Below are 25,199 nucleotides of genomic sequence, written 5' to 3'. Positions count from 1 at the left end.
CGTACATAGGTTATAAAAATACGCTAATAATGTATAAAACATACATATAGTGTATAAAGGAGATAGAGTAATGAATACATTACAAGATTTGATCAAGAAATATGCCGCACAATATAAAGAACAAGTTGTAGCATGGCGTAGACATATTCATAGTCATCCAGAATTATCTGGTGAAGAAAAAAATACATCCTTATTTATTCAAAAGGTTCTTGGTGAATTAGGTATACCTTTTGTAAATGATGTTTCTGATTATGCCGTTATCGGTAAAATCGAAGGGACTCAACCTGGACCAGTCATTGCATTGCGTGCTGATATAGATGCCTTACCCATACATGAAACTACTGGATTGCCATTTGCATCAGAAAATGACGGCGTTATGCATGCTTGTGGTCATGATAGCCACATTGCGATTTTGCTTGGTGCAGCAGCCATTTTACAGTCTATTAAAGACCAATTGCATGGCACCGTAAAGCTCGTATTCCAGCCTTCCGAAGAGGAAGCATTATTCCCAGGTGCACAAGGTATTGTAGATAGCGGCATTCTTGATGATGTAGATGAAATATATGGCCTTCATGTATGGCCACAATTACCGGTTGGTACGGTAGGTCTAAAAAAAGGTAATTTGATGGCTGCATCGGATCACTTCCTCGTCCATATTAAAGGGAAATCGACCCATGGAGCGGAGCCTCATAATGGGGTAGATGCCATCGTAGCAGCCGCAAACTGGATTGTAAACGTAGAATCTATTGTGGCTCGTGAAACGAATCCAATGGAAAATCTAGTATGTACCATCGGTGTTATCAAGGGGGGCGACAGATACAATGTAGGCTGTGGCGATGTATATCTAGAAGGTACTTGTCGTACTTATGAACCAGCAAAACGGGATTATATAGAACGACGTCTTGGTGAAAGTTTACAAGCTCTCGATATGTTATTAAAAACAAAGAGTACCTTAGATTATAAACGTGGTCATGGAGCTACCATCAATGATCCGGATGCCATCGATTATGCCACATCTATTGTAGAGAAATATCTTGGTAAAGAAGCGGTGGTACATCCTGAATTCCCGTCTATGGCTGCAGAGGACTTCTCCGCGTATCTTCATAAAATAAAAGGTGCTTTCCTTTGGTTAGGTACTGGATTTGAAGGTAATCCGGCCTTGCATAATGAGGCTTTCACCATTGATGAAAGCATCCTGGAAACTGGTATAACAATGATGGCTGCTATTGCCGCCGAATTTTTACAAGAAAAGTAGTTAAATAAGTAGTTTGAAATAAGAGGTTATCATGAAGAGTTTACAACATACATCATTTAAAACAATGCTTCAATACACACCAGAAGAAATTAAATACTTCTTGGACTTGGCTGCAAAATTAAAAGCCGATAAAAAAGCAGGCAAAGAAATCAAAACATTAGTAGGTAAAAACTTTGCATTAATTTTTGAAAAAGACTCTACACGGACACGTTGTGCCTTTGAAGTAGGTGCTGCAGATCAAGGTGCTCATACGACATATCTTGGCCCTACAGGTTCCCAAATGAATAAAAAGGAATCCTTAAAAGATACAGCTCGTGTTCTAGGATCTATGTATGATGCTATCGAGTTTAGAGGTTTTGATCAAGCCGATGTAGATACATTAGCTGATTATTCTGGCGTACCTGTTTGGAATGGCCTTACCGATATGGATCATCCTACACAAACATTAGCGAATTTTTTGACGCTTCAAGAAAATATTGATAAACCATTGAATGAAATCTCTTATGCTTATGTGGGGCATGGTCAATCTAATATGTGTAATGCCTTAATGAGTGGCGCCGCTAAAATGGGTATGGATTTCAGACTTATCGGTCCTAAACAATACTGGCCAGCCGGTCCATTCTATGAAGAATGTTTAAAAGTTGCAAAAGAAACAGGTGCTACCATCACATATACAGACGATGTAGCGGAAGGTGTTAAAGGCTTAGATGTAATCTATACAGGTGTATGGGTAACTATGGGTGATACATACGATATGTGGGAAGAACGTATCAATACGTTTAAACCATTCCAAGTTAACGCTGAAATGATGGCATTAACTGGTAATCCAAATACCAAATTCTGTCACTGCTTGCCAGCATTCCACAATACAGAAACTCAAGTTGGTAAAGATATCTTTGAACGGTTCGGCATGAATGGTATTGAGGTAACGGAAGAGGTATTTGAAGGTCCAAACTCCTTAGCCTTCCAAGAAGCAGAAAATCGTCTCCATACTATCAAAGCTGTTATGGTTGCTACATTTAGTGACTATCCTTTGAAATAATTTCATCTCCCTAGAAGGTGATGAATCGTATAGTTTGTTTCCTATTTATAATCGATGAAAGTAATAACTGAGAGTTGTATAAATAGGTGTGAGTCACCAATAGGTGAGAATTGAGGTTTACTATGACACCCTATAAAGTATTTATTGTCGGTCATGAAGGCACAACAGGTTTAAGAATTCATGAACGGTTATCCGATAGAAAAGATATAGAATTATTAGCTACAGCTGATGAGGATCGTAAAAATGTAGAGGCTATTAAAGAGGTAGCTAAAGAGGCAGATATTGTATTTCTCTGCTTGCCTGATGTGGCATCTAAAGAAATCATGGCTGCTATCGGTGAATTACCATGTAAGGTAATTGATACATCGACTGCCTTTAGAACGGCTGCTGATTGGGCTTATGGCTTCCCAGAACTCGGTGCGGATTATAAAACCGCCATCGCTACTAAAAAACATATTGCTAACCCTGGTTGTCATGCGAGTGGGATGATTGCTTGTATTGCACCTCTTGTAAAAGCTGGTCTTGTACCAACAGAGTATCCTTTCACTATCACATCCTTAACAGGCTATAGCGGTGGTGGTAAAAAGATGATTGGCCAATATGAAAGTGAACCGAAGGATTATTTCCTCTATGCACCGCGTCAATATGGTCTTAGTCAACAACATAAGCACTTGCCTGAGGTACAGCATGTGTGTGGTCTTAGTGAAGCACCTATTTTTATTCCTATCGTTGATGATTATTATTCTGGCATGGAAGTAACGGTAGGTATTCACAGTCGTTTATGTCAAAAGCCAATAAGCATTGAGACAGTGCAACAGGCATTGGAAAACTTTTATAAAGGTAGTCCGATCATTACTGTCGTACCATTTACTGAGAACAGTAATACAGGCATGTTAAATGCCAATCAATTGAGCAACACAGATAGCATGAAAATCTATGTGACTGGCAACGATGAACGCATTATGGTTCATGCTATTTTCGATAATTTAGGCAAAGGTGCCTCTGGTGCTGCTGTTCAATGTATGAACATTGCTTTAGGTTTGCCTGAGGATACAGGTCTAGCACTAGGTTAGAGAGGGAACTATGAAGGACGTAACAAATGCAATGCGGGCGCATATCTTAACTGCGGCCGTTCCATATATTAAACAATATACAGATCAATATGTTGTCGTTAAATATGGCGGCAATGCTATGATTGATGAAGAATTAAAAAAATCTGTTATGAAGGATTTAATGCTACTTCAATTGGTAGGGGTAAAAGTTGTGCTCGTTCATGGCGGTGGTCCAGCTATTAATAGCACACTAGATGCCATGAAAATTGAGTCCCATTTTGCAAATGGCTTGCGTGTCACAGATGAAGCGACAATGGATGTAGTACAAATGGTATTAGCCGGCAAGGTTAATAAAGGCCTTGTAGCAGATTTAACAGACCTTGGTGGTAAGGCTGTTGGTCTCTGTGGTGTGGATGGTAATATGATTCAAGTTCATAAACAAAATGATGAGCTTGGTTATGTAGGTTCTATCGATACGATTGATACAAGTATTATCGATGATGTTATCAGTAGAGGATATATTCCTGTCATTTCTTCCATTGGTATGGGGGCTGATGGCAAGACATATAATATCAATGCTGATACAGTAGCCGCAAAAATTGCCGGTGCCCTTAAGGCGGAAACAATGGTGGCTATGACAAACATTGATGGTGTGCTACGTGATGTACATGATCCTAATTCTTTAATCTCTAAAATTACTATGGCAGAGGCGGATCAATTAAAAGCAGAGGGGATTATCGCTGGCGGTATGATCCCAAAAGTGGATTGCTGCTTAGAGGCCATCAAATCAGGAGCTCAAAAGGTGTTTATCATCAATGGTGAGATTCCACATGCCATTCTTATCGAGCTATTGACTGATGAAGGTCTTGGCACCATGTTTGTAAAGTAATATAGTAGGTATAGCGATGGTAAATATTTATTGCCATCGTTACCTTTCATATAGATAGACGACGGCACGACCGTACGTTCGGAGGATGTAATGAGTAATACAATCGATTTTGAACAACAAGATAAAGAATATATAGCCAATACGTATGGCCGGTTTAATGTATGTTTTGAAAAGGGTAAAGGTTCTCTTTTATGGGATGTAAATGGTAAAGAATACATCGATCTTGGATCTGGTATCGGCGTAACAGCTTTTGGTGTCGATGACGATGAATGGACAGAGGCCGTGACAAAACAATCTCATGCGTTGAACCATATCTCTAATTTATACTATTCTTTGCCACAAATTGAATTGGCAAAACAACTATGCGCTAAAACGGGTATGAAGAAGGTATTCTTCTCTAACTCTGGTGCAGAGTCTAATGAATGTGCTATCAAAGCAGCTCGTAAATATAGCCATGACAAATACGGTGAAGGTCGTCATGTCATCGTCACCTTGATTAATAGCTTCCATGGTCGTACTATTACTACCTTGTCTGCTACAGGCCAAGATGTATTCCATCAACATTTCTTCCCATTTACAGAAGGTTTTATTCATACACCAGCTAATGATATTGATGCAGCTTTAAAAGCTCTTGATAATCCTGCAGTTTGTGCCATCATGATGGAACCTATTCAAGGTGAAGGTGGCGTTATGCCACTAGATAAAGAGTTTGTACAAGCCGTTACAAAATATGCTCATGAACACGATCAACTCGTGTTAATCGATGAAGTACAAACTGGTAATGGTCGTACTGGTAGTCTATACGCATACCAACAATTTGGCATTGAGCCAGATGTAGTATCTACTGCAAAAGGTTTAGCAGGTGGCCTTCCTATGGGGGCTACATTATTCAATGAAAAGATGCAATATGTGTTAAATGCTGGTGCACATGCTACAACCTTTGGTGGCAATCCAATCTGTGCGGCAGCAGGCAATACTATCATTAATCGTTTAACACCAGAATTCTTAGATTCTGTAAAAGCAAAAGGAGACTATGTAAAAACTACCTTAGCAGGCAAACCTGGTATTCTAGGTGTGAGCGGCATGGGCCTTATGCTTGGTATTGAAACTACAGTAGATCCAAAAGCAGTCATTGCGAAATGTCTTGAAAAGGGCGTTGTATGCTTGTCTGCGAAAAATAAAGTACGTCTTTTACCAGCTCTTAATATTCCTCAAGACCAATTGGAAAAAGCGATTGCTATTGTAGCTGAAGCTATTGAAGAGTTAGCGGCAAAATAATTTTAAGGATAACTTTTATAAATATCATTTAAAATAGTTGCGTAACCGTGTAATTATTGAAATAAATCGATGAATATATAGACTTTAGTTCTCATTCGTGTTACCCTAGAAGAAACAGTCTATATTGGAGGAGTAAATATGAATACAGAATCCTTACGTAACGAAGTATTGGTTCCTGCTGTAGCAAAAACATTAGATATTGCTACAAAAGCAAAACCTACAAAAGAAGAACTTTTCACAACAGCAAAAATTACGGCTGCTGTGGCAGTTGCAACAGCTGTTGTATCCTTGGCGGTACAAGCAGTATTGCGCAACCGATAAGACATAAAGAAAACGACATGGCGCTGCCTGTCGTTTTCTTTTACTTTTACCCTGTTATTCCCCTTGATTAAGGGATTTTATAAGGAGGCGATACCATGCATAGTCGCGATTTAATTGAACAATATAAAGGCTACGTTCAAGATTGGCGTAGATATTTCCATAAACACCCAGAGCTGAGCAATGAAGAGTTTGAAACAACTAAGACACTGGCTAAAGAATTAGAATCTATGGGCGTAGAGGTTCATGTAGATACAGAGCGTGGCATCGGCTTAGTTGGTATCATCCACGGTGATAAACCTGGTAAAGCCATTGCTTTGCGCGCTGATATTGATGCATTGCCTGTTCACGAACATAATACAGTGGACTATAAATCAGAAACTGAAGGCAAAATGCACGCCTGTGGTCACGATGGTCATATGGCTATTTTGTTAGGCGCTGCCAAGATGTTAATGTCTATGAAAGATCGCATTGAAGGCGATATATATTTAGCCTTCCAACCTGCTGAAGAGACTGGGGCAGGGGCGCCAGATTTCATCAAATTTGGTGATTGGTATGATAAGATAGATGCCATTTTTGGTGGCCATGTATGGATCGACTTACCAGCAGGACTCATATCTGTAGAAGAAGGTCCTCGTATGGCTGCAAGTAGTCAGATTACTATTAATGTAAAAGGCAAACAAGGCCATGGTGCACAGCCACATCAAGCGATTGATGCCATTGTAGTAGCTAGTGCTATCGTCATGAACTTGCAAACCGTAGTGTCTCGTAATATTAGTGCCTTAGATTCTCTTGTACTCACTATTGGTAACATTCACTCTGGATCTGAATGGAATGTTATCCCTGGTGAAGCTAAAATGGGGGGCACTATTCGATTCTTTGACCCAGACCAAGAAGAGTACTATGTTGAATCTATACGACGCGTAGTAGAACATACTGCTGAAGCCTATGGAGCAACTGCTACATTAGAATATGTAAAAAAAGTACCGCCTACTATTAATGATCCTGCATCTAGCGAATTGGCGGAACGTGTCGTTATTGATACATTAGGTAAAGACAAGCTTTCTAAAATGCGTAAAGTAATGCCAGGGGAAGATTTTGCATGGTATTTACAAGATAAACCAGGATGCTTTGCTTTTATTGGGATTCAAAATCCTGAAATCGAGGCTACCTACGATCATCATAACAATCGATTCAATATGGATGATACTGTACTATCTGCGGCATCTGCCGTATATGCTGAATATGCTATTCAGTGGTTACAAGAACATAAATAGTAAGCGTATAAAAGCGCCATATCTTACGGGATATGGTGCTTTTTCATTGTATTTTTATTTATATTTTCCGTATAGTATAGGTATAATATAGGTATAAGTTGGATGTGATGCAAGTATTATATAAGTATGATATAAGTATAATTCAAGTGTAGTACTTGTGATATAAATCCGCTGTAAGTCTAATACATTCTCTATGAGAGGTACTTATGAATATAGTTATATGTCTCATCATAATTGCTATTACAGGCTTTTTATTGATGAAGCGCTACCAGCCACAACCTATTTTGATTGGCTTAGGAATTCTTATGATGTTCATCGCTTATGAGGCGAGCTGGATTGATGCCATATTAGTTGGTGACCAATCCACAGGAGTTCTCATATTTGATGCAATGGATATCGTAAGAATAACGACATCAAATAACATAGTCAATCTGGGCCTCATGATTATGACCTGTGCTGGTTATGCAAAATATATGGAGCATATTGGGGCAGGGACGAGATTGGCACATACATTTATACGTCCTTTATATCGTCTAAATCGTCCATATATTGTACTGGCCCTTATGTTTCTACTCAATATGGGATTATCCATTTGTGTACCTAATCCATTGAGCCTTGCACTTCTTATGATGGTCACTATGTATCCTGTGTTACTTCGATTAGGTGTAAGCCCTGTAGGGGCGGCAGCAGTTATTGCTACGGGACATCTTATGGACGTAGGACCTGGTGCGGTATCTACGTTACTCATTGCAAAGACCTTGAATATGCCCGTGCCAAACTATTTTGTAGGCTACCAGTTGCGTCTTTATTTCTTAGTCGCCATTGTGACTGCTATAGCACACTTTTTCTGGCAGAAATATCGTGACCGGGTGGAGGAACCTAAGGTTATAGATGCTTGTGAAAGTATTCCAGAGGCGCCAATAGGGCCTAAGCCGTATATGATATTCCCATTATTGCCATTGTGTTTTATTTTGGGCTTTAGTCAATATGGCTTTCCTGGTGTGAAGATGAATGTTACCCTTGCTATGATGCTTGCCTTTGGTATAGCTTTATTAGCTGAATTAATTCGTCATCGTAATCTGCGTACAGTTCTTAAAAGTACAACTATTTTCTTTGAAGGTATGGGGAATCAGTTTTCTTATGCAGTGACACTTATTATAGGGGGACAAATCTTTGCACAAGGACTAGTGAGTTTAGGTCTTATTGAATCCTTGCTTGGGGCACTTCAAACATTATCTCTTAACTCCATAGGACTTACCTCTGTGCTAGGGGGCGGCATGTTAGGCCTTAGCATGGTGACAGGTAGCAATGTAGCGCCATTATTTACTTTGGTTCCACTAGTACCTAATATCGTAGCTCATCTAGGCCTTGATCCGATTACTACTATGCTTGGTATGCAAAACGGTGCAAGCCTAGGCTTATTCCTTAGCCCTATTAGTCCTGTAATGGTTGGCGTAGCAGGCGTGGCACATATAAAATCAGTAGATTTACTTAAACGAACTGCTGTACCTGTTCTTGTAGCATTACTTACAAGTTGTGTGGGGATATGTCTCCTTTACTAACTGTCATCTAAAAGACTAATTAGTTATATTTAACCAGATATACTATATATCGCTTTTTAAGTTTAGTTTAAAATTAGAAAACCCTCTTTACATGTATCATAAAGAGAGTTATTATATTCCAATAATAAATCATATGTAATTAAAATGGTTTCCTGCAATGATGCAAGTTTTAGCGCTTTGCGGATAAAAAGGGCCTTTCTTCGCCGGACGGTTCTAGAAGCCAGAAAGGATGTAATGAACAATCAAGTTTCTATTTCAACAGCAAATATTCGTGGTGCCTTTGGGGGATTCTTTATTCCCGGTATGTATACAGCTTTATGGGCGGGCTTTGTGCCATATTTAAAAGCAAAGCTTAGTATCGGTGAAGATGTATTGGGCTCCATGATTTTAGTGCTCGGTGTAGGCTCTTGTTTGTCCATGGCCATAGCTGGTAAGCTAGTAGAGAACTTTGGATGCAAGAAAGTTGTTTTACTAGCTAGCTTTATTGGGATGTTATCTCTTGCGGTTGTTACCATGGGTTCTACAATTGCTACGACCACAGCTGCTTTATTCTTCTTTGGTATTGGCGTCGGCTTAAGTGGTTCGTCTGCCAATTTACAAGCTATCTTGACAGAAAAGGTGAGTAAGAAACACTTAATGGGTGCCTATCACGGTGGATGGAGTTTAGGCGGTTTTGCCGGTGCTGGTGTTTTGCTGGTGCTCTTAAAAATATTATCCTTACCTGTTAATGAAAGTATTTGGGGACTTCTCATCGTATTATTTATTGCTATGGTTGTGCTTAGCCAATTTATGTTGACCTTTGGTAGTGATCCAAATGCAAAGGTTGTTAAAAAATCTAAAAGCCCATTATCGTTCCATCCCATTGCTATTATCTTTGGTCTCTTGTCCTTTGTATCCTACTTAGTTGAAGGTGCCGTAGGGGACTGGAGTGCATTATACCTGTTCGAAGATAAAGGTATCGTTATTGAAGAGGCCGTTATGGGTGTTATGCTCTTTAATGGTACTATGTGTATCGGCCGTTTGCTGGGAAATACAATTGGCAAACACTTAACATCTAAACAAGTTGTCGTTGGTGGTTATTTACTTGGCGCCATTGCAATGGGCCTTATCGTATTCTTACCAGGTTATGGCTCCATGTACACATATTTATTACTTGGTATTTCCTTAGCTATGGTAGTACCAAACTTGTTCTCTGCCATGGGGGAACAAAATGTAATTCCTATGACACAAGCTGTGGCAACATCTACCATGCTTGGCTATATGGGGATTTTGATGGGGCCAGCATTGATTGGTTTCATTGCTCATGGCACAAGTCTTACAGTAGCATTTATCGTATTGACTACATTACTTGTAGTAAGTGCAGGTATAGGTAAATACGCCTATATGTTAATGGACAAATCAAAAGAAGCTGAAGCTTAAATAATAGCCCCAAAGACGAAATGTCTTTGGGGCTAATTTTATGAAATATAGCAATATTATTACAAATATGTTGATTCGTTATATATCATCGATGAGATACAAAAAAGCCACAGGATTTATCCTGTGGCTTTTACATGTAATATTGTATTAACGGTCACCGTTGAAGATGGAGTTTTTAACAAGTACATAGTCTACTTTGCGGATTGCTTGTAGCGTAGTACCACCAGCGTAAGAAATCGCGGATTGCAAATCTTGTTCCATTTCAACTAATGTATCAAAGATAGAACCTTTGGAATCGATGAAGATTTTTTTGCCTTCTACGTTTTTGCGTTCACCTTTTTGGAACTCAGAAGCAGAACCAAAGTATTCTTTTACTGCTTTGCCGTCAACAATCTTTTCTTCCCCTGGAGATTCTTCATGACCAGCGAATAGGGAACCAATCATAACCATAGTAGCACCAAAGCGAATGGATTTAGCGATGTCGCCATGATCGCGGATACCACCGTCAGCGATGATAGGTTTAGTAGCTGCTTTTGCGCACCAGCGAACGGCAGCCAATTGCCAACCACCAGTACCGAAGCCAGTTTTTAATTTAGTGATACAAACTTTACCAGGACCGATACCAACTTTAGTTGCATCTGCACCAGCATTTTCAAGTTCACGAACTGCTTCTGGTGTACCTACGTTACCAGCGATAACGAAAGTTCCAGGCAAGTTCTTTTTGATGTATTGAATCATATCGATTACAGCGTTGGAGTGACCATGTGCAATATCGATTGTAATGTATTCAGGTGTTAAATTTGCTTTTTTGAATTCATCAACTAAAGCAAATTCTTCTGGTTTTACACCAATGGAAATAGAAGAATATAAATTAAGGTCGTGCATGCGTTTAACAAAATCCATACGACGTTCTGGTTGGAAACGATGCATGATATAGAAATAACCTTCACGAGCTAATTTTTCTGCCAATTCTTCGTCGATAATAGTTTGCATATTTGCAGGAACTACTGGCAAGCGGAATGTGCGATTACCTAATTTAACATGTGTATCACATTCGCTACGGCTAGTTACGATACATTTATTAGGAATTAATTGCACGTCTTCATAATCAAAGATGTTCGTTGTATTAATCATATTTTCTATATCTCCTTCGAGTATTACAAATTGAACCTGTACCATTATACAAGAGACGCGTAAAATTTTCAATACGTTCCGAATATTTTGTTTGGACTCAGAAACGAACTGTAGTACAATACAAGTAGATTATGCAAGTTATATACATTAATATATATGGTAAAAGGAGGTTGATTGACATGGATCAGTCCAAAACTCGCATGCTTGCAGAAGCAGGTGTGGCGATTGCAATTGCTCAAGTATTATCATTTATTACGATTTTTCATATGCCTCAAGGAGGCTCTATTAAGGCTGCAGCTTTAGTGCCGCTCATGATTTATGCCTATCGTTGGGGTGGTGCACGAGGAATTTTTGCTGGCGTCGTATATGGTATTTTACATTTTATTTTAGGCTTTAAATCATCTGTACACTATTTAAGTATTATATTGGATTATCTAGTTGCTTATGGTGCCATAGGTGTATGTGGTTACTTCAAAGATTCTATTTCTGGTCTCATTACAGGTTCTATTGTTGGTATTATATTGCGCTGGATCGCCACTGTTGTGAGCGGTGCCGTTGTGTTCGCTAGCTATGCACCTCAAGGTCAAAATCCATGGATTTACTCCATGATTTATAATGCCTCTTATATGGTGCCAGATGGGATTTTAAATATTGTTGTTTTACTATTCATTTACCAAGGTGTTAAACGAGGGTTAGGACGTCGTGGATAAATTAGGTTTAATTATTTTGGCTGGTGGTTTGAGTTCTCGCATGGGGCAACCTAAGGCATTATTACCTTGGGTTAATGGTGAAAGCCTCATATCTCATGCACTTCGTAAGGGATTAGAAGCGGATGTGGATGATATTATCATCTCCATTGGTGATGATGATCAGTTAGGACATGCCATGCAGACTCATATCATTGATACGTTATCGAACGATGAGAAGAAAAAAGTTTCTATTGTTCGGGATTCTGTTGAGCGACGTGGTCCTCTAGGGGGACTTTATAGTGCTCTAGCTGTTGGAATGAGTCCTGCCTATGCGGTGATGGCTGTAGATATGCCATTTATGCCTATGGATTTATATTATGATTGGTTATATCAAGTGAATCATAACAATTGGAATGTCATAGTTCCTACTGGTTCTAGAGGTAAGCCAGAACCTATGGCGGGAATTTATAGACCTCATATTGTATCATTACTTCCATCTATTCTGGCCGGTAAAGACGTATCGTTGCAGCATGCCCTTGATACGATTGGTCATGTTGAATCTATTGATGCCAGTGATTATGATTGGGAGCTAAGTAATGTAAATCATTATGATGACTATCAATGGGCTCGTGCATTAGCAGAAAATGAGTTCCGTCGTGTGCCGCTTATTAGTGTAGTAGCATCAAAACGTAAAACAGGTAAGACTACGGTAGTAACCCGTCTTGTAGCTGAGTTACAACGAGCTGGGTTTTCTGTAGGTGTTGTAAAGAGTGATAAACACGGCTTTCAAATGGATCATGAAGGGACCGATACAGACCTTTCTTATAAAGCTGGTGCTGATGCGGTGGCTATTGCAGGCCCTAATGAAACAGCGATTCGTATACGCACTAAAGAACAATCAAATCTGTATGAAATATCACAGTTTATGCCTGTGGATATAGTTATACTAGAAACAAGGTCCCAAGGCATTGCCCCTATTATAGAGGTTACGCAAGAAGGACATACAGAAGAGCTTATCTCAGATTCTATCGATCGAGTAGCTATAATCGAAATTAGCAAGTTAGACCAAGACGTACCAGGATTAGTACGTCATATACAGGAAATGATGAGGTGTTTAAATGGCCGTCGTTACTGTTGAGGAGGCCCTTCAATTATGGGAGAAGGCCTTAGATACGCAAGTTTATAAAGTAGAAATGATTGATGTTAAGTCTGCTAAGGGATATGTGTTGGCAGAGGATATCGTTGCGCCCACAGATGTACCGGCCTTTTCGAAATCAGCGATGGATGGGTATGCCATTGCCTTTTCCGCGGATTGTAATGAGTATATTGTTGACGGTGTTATAGGCGCCGGCGTTGTATGGGAACAACCTGTTGCACCAGGCCATGCAGTACGTATTATGACGGGCGCACCTATACCGGATACATGCGATACTGTTATCATGCAAGAACAGGTAGTTGGCTCCGGAGAACCGGGTACAACAATCACAATTCAAGGTAAATACAAATGTGGCGATCATATCATCCCTCAAGGTGAGGAATGTAGTGCTGGCACTATTGTGATTCCTCGTGGAACAGAGGTAACCTCTACAGTACAAACTGTTTTGACTGGTCTGGGGTTGACTGAGATTGCTGTCAATGCAATGCCTCGCGTGTTAGTTCTTACCTCTGGCCATGAGGTGATTGAACCTGGTGAAAGCTTAACAGCTGGTAAAATTTATAACTCTAATAGAGCTATGATTTGTGGACTCTTGGAGGATTTAGGCTTTCATAAAATTACGCACTATCATGTCAGTGATGCTCCAGAGGAATTAGAGTCTGAAATTAATCATGTGTTACAGCTCAGTGAAGATGCCGATATTATCATTAGCTCTGGCGGTGTATCAGTAGGGCTGTTTGATACAATGCCTCTTATTTATGAAAAACTAGGAGTTAAATCCATTTATGCGCGCATTCAAATGCGTCCAGGTGCTGCATCCTATGGTGCAGTGACGCCGAAAGGTCAAATCATCTTTGGTCTATCTGGTAATCCAGGGGCAGCTTTTAATGGATGGCATCTAATCGTAGCGCCAACATTGAAACGATATAAAGGCTTAAAAAACTGGACCACACCGGTAGTAGCCTGTGTAATGGATACGGAAATCTTTAAGCGGAATGCTTTTGATCGCTATGTACAAGGTAAAGTAATCTTTGGCGGTGGTGCACCACGTTTTGTGGCAAATCGTCATTTTAACAGTAGTAGTATGCTAGGTTTATATACTGTGAACGCCCTCGCATGTATTCCTCGTGGGGTACATGAAGTACATCCGGGCGATACCTTTGATGTGTATCTATTAGGATTACTACCTGCGGTTTAAAATATATGGACTTACAAGTTTTATATATGTAGCATTTATAAATTAAGCATATTGAATATTTGTAAGATTAATAGATATAAATAACAAGACGAGGTCTCTATGGAGGCCTCGTCAATTTGTTTATATAAGTATATAAAATTACTTCAATTCTGTTGCTGTAGACACTGAAATTAAATCTCAATTAACTTATAATAAAGTCAACAAAAGGATAGTCCTTTTAGTTATATCAATTGAGTTTTGACAAAATTTATTTCAATCTACTTTTTAATTATTTCTACTATCAAATAGTTATATAAGGAGTGATTTCTATGAGTAAGACTTTCACAAAAAATATCCCAGTCAACGAAATTTTACATCTAGGCGAGCGTTTAGAGTATAAAGAGGGGCAAGTGATTAGTATTACGATAGCTCAAAATGAACGCCTCAGTGTTACCTTGTTTGCGTTACCAAAGGGCGAAGAAATCTCAACACATGTAACTGTAGGCGATGCGATTGTGCAAATTCTTGATGGTGAGGCACACATCGTCGTCGGTGATGTGGAACATACTGTGAAAGCTGGTGAAACATTGATTATGCCATCTGAAGTGCCTCATAGCCTCGATGCCCGAGAAAACTTCAAGATGCTGTTGACCGTAGTTAAATAAATATATCATAATGAATGCATCCTTTGGATTATAAGGGGTGCATTTTTAATGCGTTGAGAGAGGTCGAATGTATGAATGTCGTTGAACAGTATAATTTAACTTTACAAATAGAAGTTCTAAAAGAACAAAGCGCGGAAACATTAGCGCGTCTCTGTAAGTTAGTTGAGGGGAGTGGCACTAGTGACTGTGTAGAGCTATTAAAAGCGTATTCTCATATTGTAAATACAGAGTTATATTTAGCTACGTCTATACATGAGTTAGATATTCTAAAGTTAGATCTGGTAAAACTTGAAAATACTATTAAAGAGTCGTTAGCACAAGCTTCTCATGACATTAGTGATGTTAAAGCTGTTAAAGAGACTAGTGATGTACAAGCTATTGAGTCCTATAGTTCTGAAGACTTTGATAAGGCCTTAGAACGTACCATTGATTTCTTAACGTTTAATAAAAATATATCTAGTACACCTCATGCTGTTATTTTAGGTGGTCAAAGTGGGGCAGGGAAAACCACAATTCATCGTGTGAAAATGCTAGAGTCAAAAGGTAATTATATTGTCATTGATGGCGATACATACCGTGCTCAACACCCGTATTTTAGAGAGTTACAAGAGAAATATGGTGTTGATAGTGTAGATTACACAAAAATGTTTGCAGGTAAGATGGTAGAGGCTGTAATTGATAAATTAAGCTCTTTAAAATACAATTTAATTATTGAAGGCACATTACGTTCAGCTGCAGTACCAATTAATACAGCTACATTATTAAAATCTAAAGGCTATACCGTCGACTTTTGTTTGATTGCCACCAAGCCAGAGTTATCTTATTTGACGACACAATTACGTTATCTAGAAATGCTTCTAGTAGATCCGTTGCAAGCTAGAGCGACACCTAAAGAGCATCATGATGGAATTGTAAAATCCTTGGTCGCTAATATTACTGAACTAGAACAGAGTGGAGTCTTTGAAAGTATTCAAGTGTATAAACGTGATTTAGAACAAGTATATAACTCAAAACTGTGTACTGAATCAATTGGAACTGTGGTAGATAAAATTTTATTTGGTGATTGGACTTCAGCAGAAAAGGATTTGTTGGCGGTAGGTAGAGCACAAGAACAAAAGCTGCAAAAGCAGTTATATTAAAGGACTTCAGAAATTATGGATTATTTCGACTATTCATATAAACATAATTACATAGAGTTTAGCAGTAACATATATAGAGTTGGCACATATCATTACAACTGGCATAGTGAGACGGAGATTCTTATTTTATTAAAAGGCCAAATGGAAATGAGTTGTAATGGTGAGGCATTTACGATGGAACCACTTGATGTGGTCATTATCTCTCCTCAAGTGGGACATGCCACATTAGCTTTGGAAGAGGATGTCATTGCCTTTGTCATGCATGTAGGAAATGAATTTTACCAACAGTATGATCCAGATTTTGGTGCCTATCAATTTGTATTGCGTTCAGATAATAGTACTCGTCATAATCAATTCTTTACAACCTTACGGCATCATGCAGCTATGACGATGTTGTTGATGACTAAAGGTGAAAGCCCGGTACATCGAATGTGGATAGAGCATCATTACTTAGCATTGGCTGAGGATGTATTTAGAGAGTTTGATCCCATTAAAAAGATTCATGAAAATGCTAGACCTGGTGATATGAAACCAGCAACGTTCGATAAAATGATTGCCTATATTGATGAGCATTATGAGCAGAAAATAGAGTTGGAAGATATTGCAAAAATTGGGGGCTATAATGTTGCCTATACATCTCAGTTCTTTAAAAAGCAAATGGGTATTTCTTTTGTTGAATATGTTTTGCGTTTGAGACTTCGAGAGGCTACCCTTTGTTTAATTAACACCGATACGGCTGTGGCACGAATTGCGAGTGATTGTGGCTTTGCCGATGTTAAAGCTTTTAATGTGGCTTTTAAAAAGCATTTCCACATAACCCTAACAGAATATCGCAAACAAGTAAAGAATATTGGGCGTAAAACGACATTGCAAGACTGTAAGGAAATTATTTCTGTAGAAAATCAAGATGTTCTAAATCTACTGCACTCATTCTTATCCTATGAAGATGATTCACGAGCGAAGGATGAGTTAGAATTCATGAGTAAAAAGTTAGAATATTTGAAAGAGAAGTTAGCTGATGTTGTAAAAGACTTATAATTAATTCCGTATATTTTGATAGAATATATATCTTCATAGCCTAGGGCGCATTAGCAAAATATTAGCAAATATTTTTGATACATATATAAACGTTAGAATTGGGTGATTTTCTATATAAAAAATCATCAAATAGTTACCTAAAAAGCACTACTGTTGATAAGTAGTGCTTTTTTTGTACCTTTTATGGGGGCGGATTTATAGATTGTCGTGAAATCAAAATATAATAAATCAAAAGAAAATCATCGTTTTATGTAAGGTTTACTAGAAAAATTATCTTTTAATTTGGATAGTTAGATTCCTTAAAATGAGTAGAATATACTTCATCAGGTATTACAAACAATCGTAAATTAATCATTTTGGAGGATATAATGAATCAAGTAAAATTTATGGAAAACGTAGGTAAAGTTGCAACAGTTACAGCTGTAGCTATGTATGTATCTTACTTCCCACAAATTATGAACAACTTAGCACATCCAGGTACTGGTGATTGGATCCAACCTTTAGTAGCAGCTATCAACTGTACATTATGGGTGTTATATGGTTTGTTTAAAGAACATAGAGATATTCCAGTAGCATTAGCCAATGCACCAGGTATCTTCTTCGGTTTAGCAGCAGCAATTACAGCTCTTATGTAATTTTTAATTAAGTGTAATAGTAACAGTAATGTGTATATCAACATTTTAGCAGGCTTAATAGATAAAAATTAAGTTACTGTTGACCTTAGTTAAATATATATATCATAATAAATGCATCCCTTGAATTTCTAAGGGATGCATTTTTTATGTAAATAATTGATAGGTACTTGTTTGACTTTATAAGGGGTGTTACGTTGTTATGGATTACTTTCACTATACCTATAAACATAATCATATAGATTTTAATAGTGATATATATAAGGTTAGTACATATCATTACAACTGGCACAGTGGTGTGGAAATCCTAATTTTGTTAAAGGGTAGAATTGATATGAGTTGTAATAGTGAGGTTTTTACTATGGAGCCTCTTGATACAATTATTATTTCTCCTCAAGTAGGTCATGCTACGTTGGCCTTAGAGGAGGATACGACTGCTCTTGTTATTCATGTAAGTAAGGAGTTTTTCCAATATTTTGATCCTAACTTTGGAATGTACCAATTTGTATTGCGCTCAGATAAAACTAATCGGTATAATCAATTATTTACGTCCTTACGTCATCATGCAGCGCAAATGATGTTACTAATGGTGAATGGTGAAAGGCCTGATTGTCAATTACGGTTGGAGAGTCACTATTTAGCCTTGATTAGTGATATATATCGTGAAATTGATACGGTTAAGACTACCCCTGTACATACAAAGCCTGTTGATATGACTGTAGCTACCTTTGATAAAATGATTGCTTATATTGATGAAAACTATCAGCAAAAGATTGAGTTAGAAGATATTGCTAAAATTGGCGGTTATAATGTGAACTATACATCTCAGTTTTTTAAACGCCAATTAGGGGTTTCCTTTTTAGAGTATTTATTGCGGTTGAGATTACGAGAGGCTACAGTTCGTTTGGTTAACTCTGAAGATGGAGTGGCACATATTGCAAGTAGCTGTGGTTTCGCAGATATTAAAGCCTTTAATGTAGCTTTCAAGAAACATTTCCATACAACACCATCTGAATATAGAAAGCAAGCAAAAGAGATGGGACGTAAGACAAAATTACATGATTGGAAGGAAATTATTTCTACAAAGGAAGAAGATATTATAGATATTTTACAAACTTGTTTACCCTACCAAGATGAATCTATCAATAAGGATAGATTAGAGGAGGCTAATCAAAAGTTAAAGGCTGTTAGAGAACAACTTGAGCTGGTTATAAGAAATTTACAATCATAATTTTCATTGTTATAATACTTTGTAGTTAGTTATAATTTTATGATTTTGAAAATTAAAATTAAGGTAGATATACAATCATTAGGTATAGGTGATTTTGTATATTTGATAAGCATATAAAAATAAATGATGAAAGAGCACTTCCTTTTGATAGGTAGTGCTCTTTTTTGTATTTCTAGATAGGTGTAATTGTATATTTTAGAGGGGTGAAAATATAATCATATAGATGGTTTTGTATGAAATTACTGTTTTTTTACAAGCAAAAACAACTTGTAAATTGGATAGTTATATTCTGAAAAAAGAGTAGAATGAAATCATCGAAAGGAACTAAGGTTCCGAAATAGAAGTTATTGAGTCTTAAATAATGAAGTCCTTTTGGAGGTTTGCGATGAGTACGAAGGAACAACAAGTACAAGAAATGACTAATAAGATAGCTAATTTCATTTCTTATATGGCAAAGGTATTGCCTGATGATGTACAAGAAAAAATTCATGAATTGGCGCAGGATGAAAAAAATCCTATGGCCAAATCTATTTATGAGACAATGCAACATAATATGGATTTAGCAGCTCAGCTTAATCGTCCTTCTTGTCAGGATACAGGGGTCTTACAATTTTGGGTAAAGGTTGGATCTAATTATCCATTACTAGGAGAATTAGAAGATATTCTAAGAGAAGCAACCTATAAGGCTACACAAGAAGCTCCATTACGATTGAATTGTGTAGAAACCTTTGATGAATTTAATACTGGTAAAAATATTGGCCTCACTGCACCTTATATTCACTGGGATATCATTCCTGATCGCGATGATGTAGAAATCTTCCCTTACATGGCTGGCGGCGGTTGCTCCTTGCCAGGGTCAGGTAAAACATTGATGCCAGGCGAAGGCTATGAAGGTGTTGCTAAGTTTGTTCTTGATTTGATGACAAGCTATGGATTGAATGCGTGTCCTCCACTATTGGTAGGTGTAGGTATTGCTACAACTATTGATACTGCGGCTGATTTATCTAAAAAAGCATTAATGCGTCCTGTATCTTCAAAAGCACCTAATGAAAAAGCGGCTTATATGGAACAATTGTTAGAGGATGGAATTAATAAGATTGGTATTGGACCTCAAGGTATGGGTGGGGATAAAACTGTATTAGGTGTTAACATTGAACATGGTACACGTCATCCATCTGTTATTTCTTGTGCTGTCAGTGTAGGTTGTTGGAATCATCGTCGCGGCGATCTCGTATTTGACAAGGATGGTAATTGCACAGTTAAATCTCATAAAGGAGTGACATTATAATGGCTAAGAAAATATTAACTACACCTATTCAACAATCTGATTTAGCAGGCATTAAGCCCGGCGATGTGATTTATTTGACTGGGCATATTACAACTTGTCGTGATATGGGGCATCGTCGTGTGGTGGAAGAAGGTCAAACGTTACCAGTTGACGTTAAAGATGGTGCTATCCTTCACGCGGGCCCAATTATTCGTACTATAAGCGATAATGAATTTGAAGTAGTATCTGTAGGACCTACTACATCTATGAGAATGGAAAAATTCGAATATGACTTTGTTAAGAAGACCGGTGTCCGTCTCATTGTAGGTAAAGGTGGGATGGGCCCTGAAACAGCACGTGCATGTAAAGACTTTGGCGCACTACACTGTGTATTCCCTGCAGGCAATGCAGTTCTTGCTGCTACAGAAGTCGAAAAAGTAGAATCTGCTAATTGGCGTGAATTAGGTATGTGTGAGACTTTGTGGACTTTTAAGGTAAAAGAATTTGGTCCGCTTATCGTATCTATTGATGCAGATGGCAATAACTACTTTGAAAATAAAAAAGTAGAATACAATGCGAAAAAAGAAGAGGTGTTAGAAGAGCTCTATAAACACGTAGGCTTCATTAAATAATTGCATTGTGAAATGTAACTAAATAGGAGGATTATACGGATTTTGTACAATCCTCCTTTTTTGCACCCTTTTTTAGGTATATTACACGTATTAGGAGGTATATATGGATACGAGTGTAATGATAACTCTTGGCTTCTTGGTATTTGCCATCGTCATGTTTGCGTGGGAGAAAATTCCATTGTCTATTACCGCTATGATCGTAGCTGTAGGCTTGCATCTAAGTGGAGTTTTATCTGCTAAAGAAGCATTTGCCGGTTTTGTAGATCCAAACGTTTTACTATTTATGGGCATGTTTGTTATTGGTGAAGCCTTCTTTGCAACAGGTGTTGCTGTAGGTGTAGGTAATGTAGTTCATAAGTTTGCTAAAACTGAAACATCTTTACTTGTTGCAGTTATGATGATTACAGGTATTTTATCTGGTTTCTTATCTAATACTGGTACAGCTGCTGTACTGATTCCTGTAATTATCGGTATTTGTAAAAAGAGTGGTTTTAAACAAACTAAACTATTGATGCCTCTTGTATTTGCTGCAGCTATGGGTGGTAATATTTCTCTTATCGGTGCGCCTGGTAATATGATTGCGCAAGCAGGTTTACAACAGGCAGGCTTAGGCTCCTTTGGTTTCTTTGATTATGGTCTAGTAGGCTTACCAATCCTTATCGTAGGTACTATATTCTATGCTACAATTGGTAAACGTTTCTTACCAGATGCTCCAAGTCATCAACCAGATGGAGCCTTTGAAGGCAATGACGATTATAGCCATGTACCGTCTTGGAAAAAATGGACTGCTGCAATTGTATTAATTTTGACAGTTGTTGCTATGATCTTTGAAAAACAATTAGGTGTAAAACTTTATGTAAGTGCCTGGATAGGTGCTCTTGTATTAGTTGCTACTAATGTTATTAGTGAAAGTGCAGCTGTTAGATCTATAGATATGAAAACAATCATGCTCTTCGCTGGCTCTATGGCCCTTGGGGACGCAATGGTTAAAACAGGTACTGGTTCTGTAATTGCAGATATTATCGTAAATAGCCTTGGTGCTAGTCCATCTCCAATTGTTGTTCTAGTAGTAATCTTTGTGCTTGGTGTGTTCATGACGAACTTCATGTCTAATACTGCTACCTGTGCATTATTGGTACCAATCGGTCTTAGCTTAGCATCTCAATTGGGCTTCGATCCAAAAGCGGTGCTTGCAGCTATCGTAATCGCTAGCTCCTTAGCGTATGCTACCCCAATTGGTATGCCTGCGAATACTATGGTATACAACATTGCTGGTTATAGCTTCATGGATTATGTGAAAGCTGGTTTGCCACTCATCGTTGTATCTAGCATAGTAGCGCTTATATTGTTACCAATTTTATTCCCATTTTAATGAGATAATATAAGTTTTTTAGAAAGAGCCCTAATGTATGTTGCATTAGGGCTCTTTCTCATATGTGCAATAGGTAGTGATAAACGTATTAGATAATATAATTTAGCTATTAGATGTTTTAGATGTTTTAGATGTATTATACGTATTTGACGTATTAGATTTTCTATACGTCTTAGGCATCTTAGATCTATTAGATATATTACTAAATTTGTTAGTGATTACTATTAGACAATCAAGAGACTTTCACATATAATAGAGTAATGTAAGTGTACAAATATACATTCACAGTAGACAAAAAGTAGATAAAGTTTATTAATAGTTGTTATATAGGTTTAATGTGGCCATAGTGCCAAGGAGGCTTTATGTTAAGCGATATTGAGATTGCCCAACAGAATAAAATGGAAAAAATTCAGGTCATTGCAGATAAATGCGGATTAACACCTGATGACATTGAACAATATGGTCATTATAAAGCGAAGATTTCTTTTGATGCTATTCGTCGCTTAGAATCTAAAGCTGATGGTAAATTAGTGCTCGTTACGGCTATTACACCGACGCCAGCAGGTGAAGGGAAGTCTACAACGAGCATTGGTCTTGTACAAGGCTTACAAAAAATTGGCAAAAATGCGATTGCCACATTGCGTGAGCCATCCTTAGGTCCTGTATTTGGCATTAAGGGTGGTGCAGCAGGTGGCGGTTACGCTCAAGTTGTACCGATGGATGATATTAATCTTCATTTTACAGGTGATATGCACGCTATTACAGCAGCTAATAATTTATTGTCCGCGATGATCGACAATCACATCCATCAAGGTAATGAATTGCAAATCGATTTGCGTCAACTTTCTTGGACTCGTGTTTTAGATATGAATGACCGTGCACTTCGCAACGTAACTGTAGCACTTGGTGGCAAAGTGTGCGGTTTCCCACGAGAAGATCACTTCATGATTACTGTTGCTTCTGAAATCATGGCTATTCTTTGCTTGGCTAAAGATCTAGAAGATTTAAAAGAACGCTTTGGTCGTATCGTTATCGGCTGTAATTTAGCAGGTGAGCCTGTTTATGTTCATCAACTTGGTTGCCAAGGTGCGATGGCCCTTCTTATGAAAGATGCCATAAAGCCGAATTTAGTACAAACATTAGAACATACACCAGCTATCGTTCACGGTGGTCCATTTGCTAACATCGCTCATGGTTGTAACTCCATCGTAGCTACAAAGCTTGGCCTTAAATTAGGCGATATCGTAGTTACTGAAGCTGGTTTCGGTGCTGACTTAGGGGCTGAAAAGTTCCTCGACATTAAATGTCGTTACGGTGAAATTTTCCCTGATACAATTGTAATCGTAGCTACATTGCGTGCTCTTAAAATGCATGGTGGTGTGCCTAAACAAGAACTTAGCACTGAAAATGTTGAGGCCGTTACGAAAGGTTTCAGCAATTTGCAAAAAGCTATTGAAAACATGCGTTACTTCAATGTGCCTGTATTGGTAGCAATTAATAAATTTGCTACCGATACCGATGCAGAGATTGCTGAATTGACTCGTCTCTGTGATGACTTTGGTGTACCTGTAGAGCTCAATGAATGTTGGGAAAAAGGCGGCGAAGGCGGCATTGATATGGCTAAAAAAGTCGTTGAATTGCTTGAAGGTTCTAAACCAACACCTAAATTTGTATATGCTTTAGAAGATAGCTTAGAAGAAAAGGTAAATAAAATCGTTAAAACCATTTATGGTGGCGATGGCGTTATCTTTACAGATAAAGCTAAAAAGCAAATTAAACAATTAGCTGATTGGGGCCTTGATCGTTTACCTGTATGTATGGCAAAAACACAATACTCCTTATCTGATAATCCAGCTTTATTAGGTGCGCCAAAAGGATTTACTATCACCGTATCCGATATTCGTGTTGCTAATGGAGCAGGCTTTATCGTATGCCGTACGGGCGATGTAATGGTTATGCCTGGTCTTCCTAAACGTCCTGCCGCTCTTAATATGGATATCGAAGCAGATGGTACGATTAAAGGTTTATTCTAATATAAATTCCTTGTAGTAGACAATTTTTTTACTGCCGATTGGTAGTGTCTACTTTCACTAGTTTATATATTGTGTTACCTGTATATTTTTATAGAAATGACAAAGCGATAACAAGGATAGCTTGTTATCGCTTTTACATGAGGTCTTGTTATGAATTTAGTAGAACAACGTGTTGTAGATTTTGTAGCAGCTACTGCATCTAAAGAACCAACTCCAGGTGGTGGGGCCATTGCGGCCTTAACGGCTGCAACTGGTGCAGCATTAGCTGAAATGGTGGCGAATTTAACCTTTAGTAAAAAGGGATATGAAGATGTTCAATCTGAAATGAAAGATCTTCAAGCTAAAGCGGAATCTATTCGTAATCGCATGCTCGAATTATCTCAAGCTGATGCAGATGTATTTAATATCTTTATGAATGCCTTAGGTTTGCCAAAGAATACAGATGAAGAAAAGTCTAAACGTATTGCCGCTATTCAACAAGCTTATAAAGATGCTGCGATGGTTCCCTTTGAAATCGGCGAGTTAGCTTATCAAATCTTTGATTTAGCAGCGTTAGCATCTAAAAAAGGTAATCAAAATCTTATTACTGATGGTATTATTGCTGCAATCAATGCTCGTGCTGCAGTAAAGGCGGCATTCCTAAACGTACGTATTAATTTATCCGGTATTAAAGACGAAGCATTTGTAGCTGATATAACCACAAAAATGAAGGCTATTGAAACAGGTTTAGATGATAAAGAAGCGGCAATTATAGCGTTATATGTATAGCCAGCTCAAAATAGCAGATTAAAATAGCAGATTAAAATAACAAGATATACGACTGTATATACTAATAAATAATACTTTTAAATAATACTTTAAGTGAATTCGAACTATTGAGGATTTTAAAAACCTAATGTTCGGAAAAATTTAAAAGAGAACTTATTATTTCTTTTAAAAATA

At 37.9% G+C, this 25,199-nt stretch carries 23 protein-coding genes; 22 read left to right on the top strand and 1 reads right to left on the bottom strand.

The window, feature by feature from the left end; translation table 11 throughout:
• Positions 1-70: 70 nt before the first annotated feature.
• From O3607_RS03650 to O3607_RS03610, 9 genes are all read left to right on the top strand, one after another.
• Positions 71-1,255 carry a M20 family metallopeptidase gene (locus O3607_RS03650; RefSeq protein ID WP_287514308.1) on the top strand — a complete coding sequence of 395 codons (1,185 nt, stop codon included), beginning with the start codon at positions 71-73 and terminating at the stop codon, positions 1,253-1,255.
• Between the two features lie 31 nt (positions 1,256-1,286).
• Entirely contained in the window at positions 1,287-2,297 is a 1,011-nt protein-coding gene (argF, locus tag O3607_RS03645) for an ornithine carbamoyltransferase (protein ID WP_129823215.1), read from the top strand.
• Between the two features lie 122 nt (positions 2,298-2,419).
• The gene (gene argC / locus O3607_RS03640; protein WP_024066602.1) at positions 2,420-3,370 is read left to right on the top strand and encodes an N-acetyl-gamma-glutamyl-phosphate reductase; all 951 of its coding nucleotides are present in this window, start codon (positions 2,420-2,422) and stop codon (positions 3,368-3,370) included.
• 10 nt (positions 3,371-3,380) lie between these two features.
• Complete coding sequence (argB, locus tag O3607_RS03635; RefSeq protein ID WP_024066601.1) at positions 3,381-4,238, top strand: acetylglutamate kinase; 858 nt, start codon at positions 3,381-3,383, stop codon at positions 4,236-4,238.
• 90 nt (positions 4,239-4,328) lie between these two features.
• Positions 4,329-5,516, top strand: a complete 1,188-nt coding sequence (locus O3607_RS03630) for an aspartate aminotransferase family protein (protein WP_024066600.1) — start codon at positions 4,329-4,331, stop codon at positions 5,514-5,516.
• Positions 5,517-5,654: 138 nt separating this feature from the next.
• Complete coding sequence (locus O3607_RS03625) at positions 5,655-5,837, top strand: hypothetical protein (RefSeq protein ID WP_005385822.1); 183 nt, start codon at positions 5,655-5,657, stop codon at positions 5,835-5,837.
• Positions 5,838-5,932: 95 nt separating this feature from the next.
• On the top strand, positions 5,933-7,111 hold the full coding sequence (locus O3607_RS03620; RefSeq protein ID WP_024066599.1) for a M20 family metallopeptidase: 1,179 nt from the start codon (positions 5,933-5,935) through the stop codon (positions 7,109-7,111).
• Between the two features lie 206 nt (positions 7,112-7,317).
• Positions 7,318-8,673: a C4-dicarboxylate transporter DcuC gene (gene dcuC / locus O3607_RS03615; RefSeq protein WP_024066598.1), complete on the top strand. Its 1,356-nt coding sequence runs from the start codon at positions 7,318-7,320 to the stop codon at positions 8,671-8,673.
• A 234-nt stretch (positions 8,674-8,907) separates the two neighbouring features.
• Positions 8,908-10,092, top strand: coding sequence for an MFS transporter (locus O3607_RS03610; protein ID WP_371443333.1), 1,185 nt, complete (start codon positions 8,908-8,910; stop codon positions 10,090-10,092).
• A gap of 147 nt (positions 10,093-10,239) precedes the next feature.
• Here the strand turns inward: O3607_RS03610 and O3607_RS03605 are convergent, their stop codons facing one another.
• Positions 10,240-11,226, bottom strand: a complete 987-nt coding sequence (locus O3607_RS03605; RefSeq protein WP_039969037.1) for a GMP reductase — start codon at positions 11,224-11,226, stop codon at positions 10,240-10,242.
• A gap of 179 nt (positions 11,227-11,405) precedes the next feature.
• On the opposite strand from O3607_RS03605, the gene thiT reads away from it, so the two are divergent.
• The 13 genes from thiT (at position 11,406) to O3607_RS03540 (ending at position 25,025) form a co-directional block, all read left to right on the top strand.
• A complete protein-coding gene (thiT, locus tag O3607_RS03600) occupies positions 11,406-11,936 on the top strand; it encodes an energy-coupled thiamine transporter ThiT (protein WP_178884639.1) in 531 nt (176 codons plus the stop codon).
• On the top strand, positions 11,929-13,053 hold the full coding sequence (mobB, locus tag O3607_RS03595; protein WP_178884640.1) for a molybdopterin-guanine dinucleotide biosynthesis protein B: 1,125 nt from the start codon (positions 11,929-11,931) through the stop codon (positions 13,051-13,053). The genes thiT and mobB overlap by 8 nt, the downstream gene beginning before the upstream one ends.
• Positions 13,034-14,269, top strand: coding sequence for a molybdopterin molybdotransferase MoeA (locus O3607_RS03590; protein ID WP_178884642.1), 1,236 nt, complete (start codon positions 13,034-13,036; stop codon positions 14,267-14,269). The genes mobB and O3607_RS03590 overlap by 20 nt, the downstream gene beginning before the upstream one ends.
• Before the next feature lie 308 nt (positions 14,270-14,577).
• On the top strand, positions 14,578-14,913 hold the full coding sequence (locus tag O3607_RS03585) for a cupin domain-containing protein (RefSeq protein ID WP_178884644.1): 336 nt from the start codon (positions 14,578-14,580) through the stop codon (positions 14,911-14,913).
• Positions 14,914-14,984: 71 nt separating this feature from the next.
• The gene (locus tag O3607_RS03580; protein ID WP_371443332.1) at positions 14,985-16,052 is read left to right on the top strand and encodes a zeta toxin family protein; all 1,068 of its coding nucleotides are present in this window, start codon (positions 14,985-14,987) and stop codon (positions 16,050-16,052) included.
• 15 nt (positions 16,053-16,067) lie between these two features.
• A complete protein-coding gene (locus O3607_RS03575) occupies positions 16,068-17,090 on the top strand; it encodes a helix-turn-helix domain-containing protein (protein ID WP_371443331.1) in 1,023 nt (340 codons plus the stop codon).
• A gap of 368 nt (positions 17,091-17,458) precedes the next feature.
• Entirely contained in the window at positions 17,459-17,725 is a 267-nt protein-coding gene (locus O3607_RS03570) for a SemiSWEET family transporter (protein WP_105089477.1), read from the top strand.
• Between the two features lie 199 nt (positions 17,726-17,924).
• A complete protein-coding gene (locus O3607_RS03565) occupies positions 17,925-18,953 on the top strand; it encodes an AraC family transcriptional regulator (protein ID WP_105089476.1) in 1,029 nt (342 codons plus the stop codon).
• Between the two features lie 385 nt (positions 18,954-19,338).
• Complete coding sequence (ttdA, locus tag O3607_RS03560; protein ID WP_105085995.1) at positions 19,339-20,241, top strand: L(+)-tartrate dehydratase subunit alpha; 903 nt, start codon at positions 19,339-19,341, stop codon at positions 20,239-20,241.
• Positions 20,241-20,852, top strand: coding sequence for a L(+)-tartrate dehydratase subunit beta (gene ttdB, locus O3607_RS03555; protein ID WP_105089475.1), 612 nt, complete (start codon positions 20,241-20,243; stop codon positions 20,850-20,852). Before ttdA ends, ttdB begins: the two co-directional genes overlap by 1 nt.
• 103 nt (positions 20,853-20,955) lie before the next feature.
• Positions 20,956-22,224, top strand: a complete 1,269-nt coding sequence (locus tag O3607_RS03550) for an SLC13 family permease (protein WP_178884648.1) — start codon at positions 20,956-20,958, stop codon at positions 22,222-22,224.
• Positions 22,225-22,586: 362 nt separating this feature from the next.
• Entirely contained in the window at positions 22,587-24,257 is a 1,671-nt protein-coding gene (locus tag O3607_RS03545; RefSeq protein WP_178884650.1) for a formate--tetrahydrofolate ligase, read from the top strand.
• Positions 24,258-24,407: 150 nt separating this feature from the next.
• Positions 24,408-25,025, top strand: coding sequence for a cyclodeaminase/cyclohydrolase family protein (locus O3607_RS03540; RefSeq protein WP_105089473.1), 618 nt, complete (start codon positions 24,408-24,410; stop codon positions 25,023-25,025).
• Positions 25,026-25,199: the final 174 nt, after the last annotated feature.

Origin of the sequence: Veillonella sp. 20925_1_51 (assembly GCF_041431445.1) — a bacterium.
In the GTDB taxonomy this organism is placed as follows: domain Bacteria; phylum Bacillota; class Negativicutes; order Veillonellales; family Veillonellaceae; genus Veillonella; species Veillonella nakazawae.
Note: the sequence above shows the minus strand (reverse complement) of the source record. Positions and strands in the feature narration are given on the sequence as shown.